We start from the raw sequence: 12496 nt of genomic DNA on the forward strand, positions 1-12496 counted from the left end.
CACGGTGGTTCACGCTACCGGCAACCCGCGTTCGATCAACCATGCTTTCGCGTCTTCCGCGTCCTGCTCGAACCACGCCTTCGTAGATCCCAACCGATACGTATACCCCCACGCATCCATGTCAGCCATCAGCTGTTCGCTGCCGACACCGGGCAGGTGGCCGGCCAGCACGATCTGCAGGTAGCAGGTGGCGTCCTCTTCGGGCACCGAGTCGGTGGCATCGGTATGCACCTGCGCGCGGCGCTCGGGCGGCAGCACGATCAGGTGGCAGGCCTCGTGCAGCATCGAGTGCACGGGGGTGTCATCGCGCACGTACACGTCGCTGGCGATGATGCCGGCCTCGGGCTCGCCCCAGTAGCTGCCGGGAATCGGCGCGCCGGCGGCGACGTGGTGCAGCCGCAGGTCGTGTGCGGCGAGCAGGCGCTGCGCATCGGCGAAGGCGATATCGCCGACGCGGGTGACGTTCGGTTCGGGCGTGGTGTCGGTCATGCAGGTCATGCAGCCCCGCCCATGCAGGCACGGGCGGGGCAGGGGTCAGGGTTTGTCCGGGCCTTCCGGCAGCGCCACGGAGATGTCCAGCACATCGTGCTGGCCATCCTTGACCAGGTCGACCTTCACCGCATCGACGTCGATGTTGACGTACTTCTTGATCACTTCCAGCAGCTCGCGCTGCAGCAGCGGCAGGTAATCGGGACCGCCGCGGTTGCTGCGTTCCTGCGCGATGATGATCTGCAGGCGGTTCTTGGCGGTTTCGGCGGTGGTCTTCTTCGCTTTGAGGAAATCAAACAGGCCCATGCTTACCCTCCGAACAGCTTGCTGAAGAAGCCCTTCTTCTCGACGTTGGTGAAGCGCATCGGGCGTTCTTCGCCGAGGATGCGCGCGACGGCGTCGTCGTAGGCCTGGCCGGCAGCGGACTCGACATCCAGGATGACCGGCTCGCCTTTGTTGGAGGCGTTGAGCACGTCACCCGACTCGGGGATCACGCCGATCGCCTTCAGTCCAAGCACTTCCTCGACGTCGGCGATGCTGAGCATCTCGCCGCTTTCCACGCGCACCGGGGTGTAGCGGGTCAGCAGCAGGAAGGCCGGCACGTCCTGGCCGGACTCGGCCTTGTGGGTCTTCGAGTCGAGCAGGCCGATGATGCGGTCCGAGTCGCGTACCGAGGACACTTCCGGGTTCACCACGACCACGGCGCGGTCGGCGAAGTACATCGCCAGGAAGGCGCCCTTCTCGATGCCGGCCGGGGAGTCGCAGATGATGTAGTCGAAGCCGTCGGCGGCCAGGTCCTTCAGGACCTTGCCCACGCCTTCCTGGGTCAGCGCATCCTTGTCGCGGGTCTGCGAGGCAGCCAGCACGTACAGATTGTCGAAGCGCTTGTCCTTGATCAGGGCCTGCTTGAGGGTCGCTTCGCCGTGCACGACGTTGACGAAGTCGTACACCACGCGGCGTTCGCAGCCCATGATCAGATCGAGGTTGCGCAGGCCGACGTCGAAGTCGATCACCGCCACCTTCTTGCCGCGCCGTGCCAGGCCGCAGGCCAGGCTTGCGCTGGAAGTGGTCTTGCCGACGCCGCCCTTGCCGGAGGTGACTACGATGATTTCAGCCAAAGGACTTCTCCTGATGATTCTGTTTGGGTGCTGCGTCAGTCCAGCGCAGCGATCTTGATCTGGTCCTGTTCCAGCCACACCTGCACGGCCTTGCCGCGCAGGGTGTCCGGGACATCGTCCAGTACCTTGTAGTGGCCTGCAATGGCGACCAGTTCCGCATGGAAATCACGGCAGAAGATGCGTGCCGCGGTGTTGCCCTGGGCCCCTGCCAGCGCGCGGCCGCGCAGGGTCCCGTAGATATGGATGCTGCCGTCGGCGATGACTTCGGCGCCAGCGCCGACGGTGGCCATCACGGTCAGGTCGCAGTTTTCCGCGTACAGCTGCTGGCCCGAGCGCACGTTGCCCAGCTGCATGCGGCCCGGTTGCGGTGCGGCCGCATCGGCGACCTTGGCTACCGGCGTGGCCGGTGCCGGCTTCGGTTCGGCGCGCGCGGCCCGGCGCGGTTCCGGTGCGGGCGGTGGCGGAGCCGGTTCGGCCTCGGCACGTTCGTACTGGGCGCGGAACTTGGCCAGCAGCGGCAGTCCGAGCTGCTGCGAGAGCAGGTCGACCGCGCTGGTGCCATAGGCCAGTGCCACCGGCAGCACGCCGGCACTGCGCAGGCCATCGACCAGCGCCTGCGCGGTGGCCACGTCCGGCACCTGGCTGAGGCCGCCGAAGTCGAGGATCACCGCCGCGCGGCCGAACAGCTTCGGCGCGCGGGTCACGCGCTCGTGCATTTCCTGTACGAGGCGCTCGACATCAAGGGTGCGGATGCGCAGGTTGGCGATGCCCACCTGGCCGATCTTCAGTTCACCGGCCTGTTCGTAATCGAAATTCACCGCCACGCTCAGGTCCCCGTCGGCCGCTGTGCCTGTGCCGGCAGCTGCCGGGCACGTGTCCATGCCACATCCGGCAGCTTGTCACCGTAGGTCTCCTGGACCCACGGGTAGCTGCACAGTTCCTTGGCCAGCATGCTGGCGCGCACATCGACGTGCGGCATGGTGTTCTGGCCCAGCTCGCGGAAGCCGAAGCTGCCGTGGAAGAGCAGGGCGGCATCGGCGCCGTGGTCGAGGAAGACCTCGCAGGTCATCTGCGGATAGCGCAGCTCGGCGAAGCTCTGCGCGTCGGCATAGAACGCACGGCCGACGCCACCGCCGCGACGGCGGCTGGCGACCACGATGCGGTCGATATAGAAGAACGGGGTGTCCAGTTGCTGCTTGAACCAGGCGAAGTTGCTGCTGTCGTGCTGGCTGTCGCTGCCGAAGCCGATCAGGAAGCCGGCCAGGTTGCCGTCGCGCTCGGCGACGCGGAAATATTCAGCGGTTTCATAGAACAGGCGCAGGCGTGCCGCATCCAGGGGAAGGATGGCCAGGCCAGCGTTGTTGTTCAAAGCCAGGACGGAATCGAGCTCGTGCTCGCGCACGTCGCGGATGACAATCGACATTGTGACTCCGTGGGGTAACGCGGTTGGTCCATCAAAGGACCCTGCGCACGATTATTGCATGCCCGGGGTGGGCTGCGGCATGAACAGGCGACCGGGCGGGCATGACTTCCGTGGGGTGCGGGACGCAGGCTGGGCCCGTAGAGTGCTGGCATGTTGGGAGTCCTCAGCCATACACGCGTCCTCCGCCTGGCCGGCCTGTTCACCTGGGTCATGGTCGGACTGCCGCTGGCGTATTCGCAGTTCGAGAACCTGCACAGCCGCAACGACATGGGCGGTTGGGCGATCCTGCTGTTCGTCGCCTATCTGTCCTTCGGCACCGCCTACTACTGGCTGACCCGCATTCTGCGCAGCGACAGCCATACCACCTGGCTGGACCGCGGGCTGCTACTGCTGTTGACCGTCTCGGCGCTGGCGGTGAGCTTCCTCAGTGGCTCGGGCCTGGGCAGCATCCTGATGATGGTCGCCGCCGGGGTCATTCCCTGGATGCTGTCGGTGCGGCTGGGCGTGCTGTGGCTGCTGGTCAGCCAGCTGGCGGTGGCCCCGGTCTACTACATGCTGCTGCGCTTCCCGCTGTTCGAGGCGGTGATGCAGTCGCTGCTGTACGGCGGCTTCTCCATGTTCATCTTCGTGACCAGCCTGGTCGCCCGCCAGCAGACCGAGGCCCGCGACGAGCAGCGCCGGCTGAACGCGGAGCTGCGCGCGACCCGCGCCCTGCTGGCTGAAAGTGCCCGGGTCAACGAACGCACCCGCATTTCGCGCGAGCTGCACGACCTGCTCGGCCACCAGTTGACCGCGCTGACCCTGAACCTGGAAGTGGCCAGCCACCTGGCCGAGGGCCAGGCACTGGAGCATGTAAAGCGTTCGCATGGCCTGGCCAAGCTGCTGCTGGGCAACGTCCGCGAGGTGGTCAGCCAACTGCGCGAGACCGGTGCCATCGACCTGGCTGCCGCGCTGCGGCCGCTGACCGAGAACGTGCCCTCGCTGGACATCCAGCTGGAGATCGAGGACTCGCTGAACGTGGAGGACCCGCAGCGGGCCCACGTACTGCTGCGCTGCACCCAGGAGATCATCACCAACGCCGTGCGCCATGCCGGTGCGCGCCACCTGTGGATCAAGGTGTACCGTGAAGCCCCCGACCGGGTCGTGATCGAGGCCCGCGACGACGGTGTCGGCGCGGAAATGGTCAATGTCGGCAATGGCTTGCGCGGCATGCGCGAGCGCCTGCAACAATGTGGTGGCCAGCTGCAGGTCGAGACCCGTCCCGGCGAAGGCTTCCGCCTGCGGGCGACGGTGCCGGCAACGGTGCTGGTGGCCGCCCTTACCAAGGTTCCTGAAGGAGTGCGTTGATGATTCGCGTCTGCCTGGTCGACGACCAAACCCTGGTGCGGCAGGGAATCCGCTCCCTGCTGGCGCTCGACGACGGTATCGAAGTGGTGGCCGAAGCCGGCGATGGCCGGCAGGCGGTTGAGCTGATCCCGCAGGTGCGCCCGGACGTGGTGCTGATGGACATGCGCATGCCGGTGATGTCCGGGCTGGAGGCGCTGCAGATGCTGTCCCGGCAGGAACAACTGCCGCCGACCATCATCCTCACCACCTTCGATGACGATCAGCTGGTGCTGGCCGGGCTCAAGGCCGGTGCCAAGGGCTATCTGCTCAAGGACGTGACTCTGGCACAGCTGGTCGGCGCCATCCGCACGGTGGCCGACGGGGGCTCGCTGGTGCAGCCGGCGGTGACCCAGCGCCTGTTGTCCGGCCTGGAGCACATGCGCAACGACTTCGTCAGCCTGGATCGCCCGGATCCGTTGACCGACCGCGAGACCGAGATCCTGCGGCTGATGGCCAGTGGTTTCTCCAACAAGGAGATCGCCAATTCGCTGGGCGTGGCCGAAGGCACGATCAAGAACCACGTGTCCAACATTCTCTCCAAGCTGGGCGTCCGCGACCGTACGCGTGCCGTACTGAAGGCGTTCGAACTGCAGCTGGTCTGAGGAAAATCGTTCCCGGACAACGACTTGGACCGCAACCCCGGACCCTGGCCGGGGTTGACCCCTACATGCCGGGCACCGGTATGCGTTACCCTTCGAATTCTTTGTCCATACAAATACGCAGCCGGCAGGGAAACCGGTGCGCCAATCCCGATAAACAATGCCCGCGAAGCCTGCTAGGATTGGCGCTTCGCTTCAATCAACCCGGCCGTGGGATCGGCCCCGGAGACTCTCTGAATGACCCGTATTATCGAGTTCCTGATCGCCTTGGGGATCGTGGCTGGCCTGTTCGTCATCATTGGCGTATGTCTGCCGGGCGAGCGTCACATCACCGAAAGCATCGAGACCAACCGCAAGATGACGATCGTGTACGACACGGTCAGCAGTCTGCGCCGCTTCAAGGACTGGAACCCGCTGGTACTGCGCGATCCCGCCGTTGAACTGAAGCTGTCCGGCCCGGTCTCCGGTACCGGTGCCACCCTCGACTTCACCTCCAAGGACCTGGGCACCGGTTCCTGGAAGATCACCGAAGCCGAGGAAAACAAGCGTGTTGTGATCAACATCGACGACGCCACCAAGGGTCACGACAAGGTCACCACCTTCACCCTGGAGCCGACCGGCAAGGGCGGTCGCAACGTCAAGATCACCCAGGACTACTCGGTGAAGTACGGCTTCGACCTGTTCGGCCGTTACGCCGGTCTTTATGTCAGCCGCCAGATCGGCGACGACATCAAGATGGGCCTGTCGCGCATGGCCAACATGCTGGCCAGCGTTCCGAACGTGGACTACCGCACCCCGGAAGCCCCGCTGACCGATCTGGCCATCGTCGATGTGCCGGCTGAAGACCTGCTGGTCGTCAACGCCGGTAACGTGGACCGCGGCCAGGACAGCATCACCAAGTCCATCAAGGACAACCAGGAGTGGATCAAGCGCGTGATGGAGGCCAATGGCCTCGAAGCCGCCGGCCCGTTCCGCATCATCACCACCGACTTCGGTGCTGAGAAGTACGCCTTCGACATCGCCCAGCCGGTGAAGAAGAAGGGTGCTGAAGGTGCAACTGCTGAAGCCCTGACCGTCAAGATCGACGGCGGTGCTCCGGTCAAGTACGTGCACGTTGCTCCGCACCGTTCGGCACATGCGGCCTACACCGGCCACATGGCGGGTCTGGACGTGGCGCGCAGCGGCCTGCGTGCCTGGGCCGTGACCTCGGGCAACGAAGTCATCGACCGTCCGTACGAAACCTGGAAGGACGGCCTCGACAAGTCGTTCACTCCGGAAGCCACGTACGACATCTACTGGGCCGTCAAGTAAGCCTCGGCTGACCCATGTAGTGCTGGACACGAAAACGCGCCGCTTCCTGCGGCGCGTTTTTTTTCATCCCGCGCCCGGCATCGGGCGCTGCGCAAGGAGCAGTCATGTTCAATGTTGAACGACGCGCACGTAAGCCCTCGCTGCTGGCCTGTCTGGGGGCGTTGCTGGCGGCGGCTTCGATCGGTCTGTCCGCCTATGCTTCGCACGGTGCTGCCGATCCGCTGGCGCAGCAGCATCTGAACATGGCGGCGTTGTATGCGTTCGCGCATGGCGCGGTGCTGGTGGCGCTGGGGCCACGTGCGCAGGGCGCGATCGCGCACCTGGCGCTGTACGTGCTGCTGCTGGGCGTGCTGCTGTTTTCCGGCAGCCTGGTGGGCGGCGCGTTGTGGCAGTGGCCGACGCGGCTGGCGCCGATCGGTGGCACCAGCATGATGGCCGGATGGGTGCTGCTGGCGATCAATGCGTTGAGGCGGTAACTGAGTCGAGATTGTCGCTTCAATCCATGCTGATGCGATCTGCACCGTTCATGGGCGTTACTTTTCTTTTCGCGCGAAAAGAAAAGTAACCAAAAGAAACGCGCCGCCGGCGGCGAGCCGGTGCTGCGCACCGGTGCCCTGTGCTCCTCGGCCCGTCGAGGGGCGGTGCGGGAACTCGCTGCGCTCAGACACCCGCACCTCTTCGCCCTCGCCGGACCTGCGGTGCTCGGCTCGCTTGAAGGCGGACCCAACAGCTGCACGCTGATCCGTTGTAGAGGCTTCGAGCTTTGCCTTTGCCTTCTTGTTCCATTTCGTGGCGGACGCACGCGGAATCCGCCCGGACAGCTCCATGAATTTCGCCGTGCAGCCGCCACGAGGGGCTCAGCCGTTGGCCGGTCCCCAGCACCAATGCCACGGTTCGTAGACGATCCCGTGTGGGTTGTCGCGCGGGTAGCTCAAGTGGAAACCATGCTCGCCGGCATGTGCCTGCAGCCACGCGAACGCGTCGGTGGCTTCGAACGATTCTTCGGCCGGCGCATCGCCCGGTGTGCCGATGTCCAGCGCGTGGCCGCTGTGGTGTTCGCTGAAACCCGGCGCGGCGTTGACCTTCAGAATCTCCGCCACGCTCAAGCCGCGCGCCAGCTTCCGTTCGAAGATGCCCAGCTGGTAAGCATGGCTGCGGAAGCCGGAGATCGCGTCCAGCGCAATGCCGTCCCGCGCGGCGTGCAGGCGCATGCGGCGCCAACCCTGCGCGGCACCGCGGCGCAGCCACAACGGGCGGGCGAAACGATCACGGCCGGCGAAGTGCAACAGGCAGGGCTCGGGTTCCAGTGGAAGGCCGCTGTCGTCTGCATAGCGCTGTGCATCCAGACCCAGCTGCTGCAGGCGATGCTGCAGCCCGGCCAGCGGCAGCCATTGCTCTTCCAACGCAGCGCCGAACGGGCGTGCCACTGCCGCGTCCAGCAGCGCCAGCGCTTCCTCGACCCCGGGCTCGCGCGGCAGGCTCGGTACCAGCGAGTGCACGCCATGCGCCAGTACCGCCGCAAGGTAGCGGCCATCGCGTTTGCGTCGCAGCACCCAGCGCGCACGCGCCAGCAGGCGTGCATCGAGGTTGCTGCGCGCGCGCAGCAGGTTGGCGGGCCACAACTCGATGGCTTCGGTATTGATCAACAGCGGCGTGGTGCGGTGCATCGATCCAGCTTACTGCGGCAGCGCGGTGGCGGCCACCTTGCGCAGGGCATCGAGCAGCGCCTGCGGCCGGTCCAGGCTGAGCAGCAGCGTGCTGCCATCGCTGACCGGAAGAGCGAGAACACGTGCACGGTCGGTGACCAGCGCGAAACCCTTGCCACCGCCCTGCAGGCGGAAATGGCCGGAATGGAAGCCGGGCATCGAATAGCCGTTGGTCTTGAAGCGGATGCCATAGCGACGATCACGGCTGAGATCGACCACCTCGGCCTGGTCCAGCCGCAGCTGTGCCACCGGCACACGCCGACGGTACATCGTCGAGCGCACATCCAGCACGTCACCGGCCAGTTCCACCCGGCGCCGGAAGAAGGCCGTGCCCAGCCCGATGCCCATCAGCGCGATCACCACCAGGCTCCACGCTGCGCTGCCACCCATCCGGAACCAGGGCGGGGAGAGCGTCACTTCGATCCAGGGTGCAGTGGCCGGTGCCTTGTACAACTGCGCATACACGCAGGCCACGAACGCCGCAAGCAATGGAAGGACCACCCAGAGCACGCGCAGTGGCGAGCTCTCGGCCACTTCAAACGGTTTCGGATCGCTGCCGCTCATGGCTCAGGATTCCTTCTTGAACACCAGCATGGCCGGGCGCATCGGCGCGGGGATGATGATGTTGACCAGTTCCCAGCCCAGCTGGCCCTGCCGGCCCAGCTCGGCCTGGACATCCTCGGCCTTGAGTACGCCCATCATGGAGGTCTTGACCTCGATCGTCTGGTAGCTCCAGCGCTTGCTCATTCCTTGTCCTCCGGCGATGCCTTGGGTTTGGGCAGGCGTCCTGCCTTGCGCAGCGCGTCGCGCAGCACGTATTCGATCTGAGCGTTGAGGCTGCGCAGTTCGTCATCAGCCCAGCGCTGCGCCGCGGCCAGGACCTCGGCATTGATGCGCAGCGGATAGGCTTTCTTCTCACTCATGGGGGCTCCTGGCGGGGCGGTGGGGCGCCCCGTTGCGAGGGTGGCTCAGTACAGCGAGCCGGCGTTGACGATCGGCTGGGTGCCGCGGTCCGAGCACAGCACGGTCAACAGGTTGCTGACCATGTGCGCCTTGCGTTCCTCATCCAGCTGCACCACGCCATTCTTCTGCAGTTCGGCCAGTGCCATCTCCACCATGCCGACCGCACCGGCAACGATGCGCGTACGTGCGGCGATCACCGCATTGGCCTGCTGGCGCTGCAGCATCGCCTGGGCGATTTCGGCGGCGTAGGCGAGGTGGCTGATGCGTGCGTCGATCACCTGCACGCCGGCATCGGCCAGGCGCTCGGCCAGTTCGTTCTTCAGGTGCTGGGAGATCTCGCTGGCGTGGCTGCGCAGCGCGAGCTGGCCTTCTTCGTGCTGGTCGTAGGGGTAACTGGTGGCCATCGCACGCAGCGCCGATTCGGACTGGATGTGCACGAAGCTCTCGTAGTCGTCCACGTTGTAGACCGCTTCAGACGCATCGACCACCTGCCACACGATCACCGCAGCGATCTCGATCGGGCTGCCATCGAGCTCGTTGACCTTCAGCTTGCCGCTCTCGAAATTGCGCACGCGCTGGCTGACCCGGCGCTTGCTGTAGAAGGGGTTGTTCCAGCGCAGGCCGTTGTCCTTCACCGTGCCCACGTATTTGCCGAACAGGCTCAGCACGGCCGCCTGGTTGGGCTGGACCGTGTACAGGCCGGCCAGAGCGAAGATCGCCAGCGCCGCCACCAGGATGCCGACCAGCATCAGCAGCAGGTTCGGGGAGCCGGTGCTGGCCTTGGCTGCCACCCCCAGTACGAACAGGGCGCCGCCGGCGAGGGCGACAAGCAGGGCGCCGGCCAGCGTGCCGAGGCCGTTGAGGGAAGACAGCGACTTCTCTTTCATGGCGGTACGTCCTTGAGGGTTCGAAATGAAGATATCAAAGTGATATCACATAAGGGCGACCGTTCGTCGGATGCCATGGCCTGGGTGCCCGGCCAGCTAGAATGCCCACCCGCCTTCACATTGCTGCTGGAACCGCCATGGCCAAGCTTGGAACTCCGTTGTCCCCCTCTGCCACCCGCGTGCTGCTGCTGGGCTCGGGCGAACTCGGCAAGGAGGTGGCCATCGAGCTGCAGCGGCTGGGCGTGGAAGTGATCGCCGCCGACCGCTATGCCGATGCCCCGGCCATGCAGGTGGCGCACCGCTCGCACGTGATCGACATGCTGGATGCGATGGCCCTGCGTGCGCTGATCGCCCAAGAGCAGCCACACCTGGTGGTGCCGGAGATCGAGGCCATCCACACCGAGACCCTGGTGCAGCTGGAACAGGAGCAGGGCCTGCGGGTGATCCCGACCGCACGCGCCGCACGCCTGACCATGGACCGCGAGGGCATCCGCCGCCTCGCCGCCGAAACCCTGGGCCTGCCGACCTCGCCGTACCGCTTCGTCGATACCGAAGCCGAGTACCGTGCAGCCGTGGCTGCCATCGGCCTGCCGTGCGTGGTCAAGCCGGTGATGTCGTCCTCGGGCAAGGGCCAGAGCACCCTGCGCAGCGAGGCGGACATCGCCCCAGCGTGGGAGTACGCACAGACCGGTGGTCGTGCCGGTGCCGGTCGCTGCATCGTCGAGGGCTTCATCGACTTCGATTACGAGATCACCCTGCTGACCGTGCGCCATGCCGGTGGCACCTCGTTCTGTGCGCCGATCGGCCATCTGCAGAAGGACGGCGACTACCGCGAGAGCTGGCAGCCGCAGCCGATGTCGAGCAAGGCGCTGGCGCGTGCCGAAGAGATCTCGCGTGCGATCACCGATGACCTCGGCGGCTGGGGCCTGTTCGGCGTCGAGTTGTTCGTGAAGGGCGACGAGGTGTGGTTCAGCGAAGTGTCGCCGCGCCCGCACGACACCGGCCTGGTGACGCTGGTATCGCAGGAACTGAGCGAGTTCGCGCTGCACGCGCGCGCCATCCTCGGCCTGCCGATTCCGGTGATCCGCCAGAGCGGACCGTCGGCCTCGTGCGCGCTGCTGGCGCATGGTGAGGGCGTGCCGTACTTCAACAACGTCGCCGCCGCACTGCAGGTGCCGGATACCGCCGTGCGCCTGTTCGGCAAGCCGAGCGTGCATGGTCACCGCCGCGTGGGCGTGACCCTGGCGCGCGCGGAAACCATCGACGAAGCGCGCGCCATCGCGCGTGATGCTGCCGACGCCATCGGCGTCGAACTGCGCCCGTAAACCGGTAGCGCCGGGCCATGCCCGGCGACCGCATTTCGGTGGGTACCGACCGTTGGTCGGTACCCACCGACACCGGTTACGGCTTCACATCCACCCACACCAGGTGGTGGTCGCTGCCGTCGGCGATCTTCGCTTCCGGGCTTTCATTGGCCGGCCAGAACACGCCGCTGCCGATGTACTCGAAACCGGTCGAGGGAAGCACGTAGTCCAGGCGCATGGTGCCGGACTTCGGGCCGAAATCGCCGGTGGCGTGGAACGGTGCGCCCTTGCGCTCGATGCCCTTGGCCGCATAGGCCAGGCTGGTCTGTTCGGCACCGACGCTGCGCGGGGTGGGGTAGCGCAGCACGCGGGCGTTCTCGATCAGTTCGACGATCGCCTCATGGCGGCCATCACCATCCACCGGGTCGTTGTTGAGGTCGCCGAGGATCACGAAGCGCGCGTCCTGCGCCAGGCCGCCGCACTGGCCCTTGTCGTCGCACAGCCACGGCTTGTCACCCTTGGACAGGTATTCCTGCCACAGGCGCAGTTCGTCGTGGTTGCGCGCGGCATTGCGCTTTTCCGGGCCATCGAACACTGGCGGCGTCGGGTGCGAGACCAGCGCGTGCACCACGCCGGCCGGGGTCTTCACCGGCACGTCCCAATGCGACTTCGACGACAGCCGCAGCTGCGACCACACGTGGTCGTTGTAGAAACTCTTGCCGGTGCGCGGATCGACCGGGCGGATCGCGCCTGGCATCGCACTCCACCTCAGCAGCTGGAAGCTGCGCACCTTGGCTTCATCGATCGGGTAGCGCGACAGCACCAGCATGCCGTATTGGCCTGGATGCAGGCCGTAGCCCCACGCGTCGTTGCCGCGGCCTCGGCCTTCGCCGCCGACCACGCCGTTGTTGTCCAGGTCCAGGCCGCTGGGCACGCCGGTGTTGACCGGGGCCAGGTAGCGGTAGGCGAAGTGCAGCGGCTTGCCGCCGCCGGGCTGGGCCACTTCCAGGTAGCGTTTCTGGAACAGGTCGGCGGCGCGGTGGGCGTCGTCGAAATCGAATTCGTTCAGCAGCACCAGGTCCGGGCGCGCCTGCTGCAGCACCGCGGCGATCTTGCGCGCGTGCTCGCTGTCACCTTCCAGCTCCTTGATCAGGCCACCGGTCTCATCGGAGTACAGCGAGGTGTTGTAGGTGGCCAGGCGCAGCGCAGCGGACGGCTTTTCGGTCATCGCAGGGGAAGTGGCGAAGGCGGGGGCGGTGGCGCCGCAGAGCAGGGCCAGGGCGAGGATCTGGGGTCGGAGGTTCATGCGC

General features: G+C 66.1%; 17 protein-coding genes. 5 read left to right on the forward strand and 12 right to left on the reverse strand.

Annotated features, from left to right (window positions below; genetic code table 11):
• Positions 1-9: 9 nt before the first annotated feature.
• Genes ACZK2G_RS06040 through ACZK2G_RS06060 form a run of 5 tightly spaced genes read right to left on the reverse strand, consistent with a single transcriptional unit; the run spans position 10 to position 3030 of the window.
• Positions 10-489 (reverse strand): hypothetical protein, encoded by a 480-nt coding sequence (locus ACZK2G_RS06040; protein ID WP_032969226.1) that lies wholly within the window; start codon positions 487-489, stop codon positions 10-12.
• Positions 490-534: 45 nt separating this feature from the next.
• Positions 535-795, reverse strand: coding sequence for a cell division topological specificity factor MinE (minE, locus tag ACZK2G_RS06045; protein ID WP_004148073.1), 261 nt, complete (start codon positions 793-795; stop codon positions 535-537).
• A 2-nt stretch (positions 796-797) separates the two neighbouring features.
• On the reverse strand, positions 798-1607 hold the full coding sequence (gene minD, locus ACZK2G_RS06050; RefSeq protein WP_004148075.1) for a septum site-determining protein MinD: 810 nt from the start codon (positions 1605-1607) through the stop codon (positions 798-800).
• A 35-nt stretch (positions 1608-1642) separates the two neighbouring features.
• Positions 1643-2488, reverse strand: coding sequence for a septum site-determining protein MinC (gene minC / locus ACZK2G_RS06055; protein WP_046985239.1), 846 nt, complete (start codon positions 2486-2488; stop codon positions 1643-1645).
• Complete coding sequence (locus ACZK2G_RS06060; RefSeq protein WP_004148078.1) at positions 2434-3030, reverse strand: GNAT family N-acetyltransferase; 597 nt, start codon at positions 3028-3030, stop codon at positions 2434-2436. The genes minC and ACZK2G_RS06060 overlap by 55 nt, the downstream gene beginning before the upstream one ends.
• A 150-nt stretch (positions 3031-3180) precedes the next feature.
• Here ACZK2G_RS06060 and ACZK2G_RS06065 point away from each other — a divergent pair, with 150 nt between their 5' ends.
• From ACZK2G_RS06065 to ACZK2G_RS06080, 4 genes are all read left to right on the forward strand, one after another.
• Positions 3181-4377 (forward strand): sensor histidine kinase, encoded by a 1197-nt coding sequence (locus ACZK2G_RS06065; protein ID WP_046985240.1) that lies wholly within the window; start codon positions 3181-3183, stop codon positions 4375-4377.
• Complete coding sequence (locus tag ACZK2G_RS06070; RefSeq protein ID WP_004148082.1) at positions 4377-5018, forward strand: response regulator; 642 nt, start codon at positions 4377-4379, stop codon at positions 5016-5018. The genes ACZK2G_RS06065 and ACZK2G_RS06070 overlap by 1 nt, the downstream gene beginning before the upstream one ends.
• A 234-nt stretch (positions 5019-5252) precedes the next feature.
• The gene (locus tag ACZK2G_RS06075) at positions 5253-6326 is read left to right on the forward strand and encodes a polyketide cyclase (RefSeq protein ID WP_046985241.1); all 1074 of its coding nucleotides are present in this window, start codon (positions 5253-5255) and stop codon (positions 6324-6326) included.
• Positions 6327-6430: 104 nt separating this feature from the next.
• On the forward strand, positions 6431-6802 hold the full coding sequence (locus ACZK2G_RS06080) for a DUF423 domain-containing protein (protein ID WP_478474928.1): 372 nt from the start codon (positions 6431-6433) through the stop codon (positions 6800-6802).
• 57 nt (positions 6803-6859) lie between these two features.
• On the opposite strand, the gene ACZK2G_RS06085 is transcribed toward ACZK2G_RS06080, so the two are convergent.
• The 6 genes from ACZK2G_RS06085 to ACZK2G_RS06110 are packed head-to-tail and all read right to left on the reverse strand — an operon-like array spanning position 6860 to position 9882.
• Positions 6860-7153, reverse strand: coding sequence for a hypothetical protein (locus ACZK2G_RS06085; protein ID WP_478474929.1), 294 nt, complete (start codon positions 7151-7153; stop codon positions 6860-6862).
• 30 nt (positions 7154-7183) lie between these two features.
• Positions 7184-7993: a M15 family metallopeptidase gene (locus ACZK2G_RS06090; RefSeq protein WP_046985244.1), complete on the reverse strand. Its 810-nt coding sequence runs from the start codon at positions 7991-7993 to the stop codon at positions 7184-7186.
• A gap of 9 nt (positions 7994-8002) precedes the next feature.
• Positions 8003-8596, reverse strand: coding sequence for a PH domain-containing protein (locus tag ACZK2G_RS06095; RefSeq protein ID WP_046985245.1), 594 nt, complete (start codon positions 8594-8596; stop codon positions 8003-8005).
• A gap of 3 nt (positions 8597-8599) precedes the next feature.
• On the reverse strand, positions 8600-8779 hold the full coding sequence (locus ACZK2G_RS06100; RefSeq protein WP_004148133.1) for a DUF4177 domain-containing protein: 180 nt from the start codon (positions 8777-8779) through the stop codon (positions 8600-8602).
• Entirely contained in the window at positions 8776-8955 is a 180-nt protein-coding gene (locus ACZK2G_RS06105; RefSeq protein ID WP_004148134.1) for a type II toxin-antitoxin system antitoxin, read from the reverse strand. Before ACZK2G_RS06105 ends, ACZK2G_RS06100 begins: the two co-directional genes overlap by 4 nt.
• 45 nt (positions 8956-9000) lie before the next feature.
• A complete protein-coding gene (locus ACZK2G_RS06110) occupies positions 9001-9882 on the reverse strand; it encodes an SPFH domain-containing protein (protein WP_004148136.1) in 882 nt (293 codons plus the stop codon).
• Between the two features lie 137 nt (positions 9883-10019).
• Here ACZK2G_RS06110 and purT point away from each other — a divergent pair, with 137 nt between their 5' ends.
• The gene (gene purT / locus ACZK2G_RS06115) at positions 10020-11207 is read left to right on the forward strand and encodes a formate-dependent phosphoribosylglycinamide formyltransferase (protein ID WP_046985246.1); all 1188 of its coding nucleotides are present in this window, start codon (positions 10020-10022) and stop codon (positions 11205-11207) included.
• 76 nt (positions 11208-11283) lie between these two features.
• On the opposite strand, the gene ACZK2G_RS06120 is transcribed toward purT, so the two are convergent.
• Entirely contained in the window at positions 11284-12492 is a 1209-nt protein-coding gene (locus ACZK2G_RS06120) for an endonuclease/exonuclease/phosphatase family protein (protein WP_046985247.1), read from the reverse strand.
• Positions 12493-12496 lie beyond the last annotated feature (4 nt).

Source organism: Stenotrophomonas sp. 107298_Sma (assembly GCF_056480345.1).

Bases quoted from the DNA above. Each gene is read 5' to 3' on its own strand.
- ACZK2G_RS06040 (WP_032969226.1), bottom strand. From the start codon at position 489: ATGACCGACACCACGCCCGAACCGAACGTCACCCGCGTCGGCGATATC.
- minE (WP_004148073.1), bottom strand. From the start codon at position 795: ATGGGCCTGTTTGATTTCCTCAAAGCGAAGAAGACCACCGCCGAAACC.
- minC (WP_046985239.1), bottom strand. From the start codon at position 2,488: ATGGACACGTGCCCGGCAGCTGCCGGCACAGGCACAGCGGCCGACGGG.
- ACZK2G_RS06060 (WP_004148078.1), bottom strand. From the start codon at position 3,030: ATGTCGATTGTCATCCGCGACGTGCGCGAGCACGAGCTCGATTCCGTC.
- ACZK2G_RS06065 (WP_046985240.1), top strand. From the start codon at position 3,181: ATGTTGGGAGTCCTCAGCCATACACGCGTCCTCCGCCTGGCCGGCCTG.
- ACZK2G_RS06070 (WP_004148082.1), top strand. From the start codon at position 4,377: ATGATTCGCGTCTGCCTGGTCGACGACCAAACCCTGGTGCGGCAGGGA.
- ACZK2G_RS06075 (WP_046985241.1), top strand. From the start codon at position 5,253: ATGACCCGTATTATCGAGTTCCTGATCGCCTTGGGGATCGTGGCTGGC.
- ACZK2G_RS06080 (WP_478474928.1), top strand. From the start codon at position 6,431: ATGTTCAATGTTGAACGACGCGCACGTAAGCCCTCGCTGCTGGCCTGT.
- ACZK2G_RS06085 (WP_478474929.1), bottom strand. From the start codon at position 7,153: ATGGAGCTGTCCGGGCGGATTCCGCGTGCGTCCGCCACGAAATGGAAC.
- ACZK2G_RS06090 (WP_046985244.1), bottom strand. From the start codon at position 7,993: ATGCACCGCACCACGCCGCTGTTGATCAATACCGAAGCCATCGAGTTG.
- ACZK2G_RS06095 (WP_046985245.1), bottom strand. From the start codon at position 8,596: ATGAGCGGCAGCGATCCGAAACCGTTTGAAGTGGCCGAGAGCTCGCCA.
- ACZK2G_RS06100 (WP_004148133.1), bottom strand. From the start codon at position 8,779: ATGAGCAAGCGCTGGAGCTACCAGACGATCGAGGTCAAGACCTCCATG.
- ACZK2G_RS06105 (WP_004148134.1), bottom strand. From the start codon at position 8,955: ATGAGTGAGAAGAAAGCCTATCCGCTGCGCATCAATGCCGAGGTCCTG.
- ACZK2G_RS06110 (WP_004148136.1), bottom strand. From the start codon at position 9,882: ATGAAAGAGAAGTCGCTGTCTTCCCTCAACGGCCTCGGCACGCTGGCC.
- purT (WP_046985246.1), top strand. From the start codon at position 10,020: ATGGCCAAGCTTGGAACTCCGTTGTCCCCCTCTGCCACCCGCGTGCTG.
- ACZK2G_RS06120 (WP_046985247.1), bottom strand. From the start codon at position 12,492: ATGAACCTCCGACCCCAGATCCTCGCCCTGGCCCTGCTCTGCGGCGCC.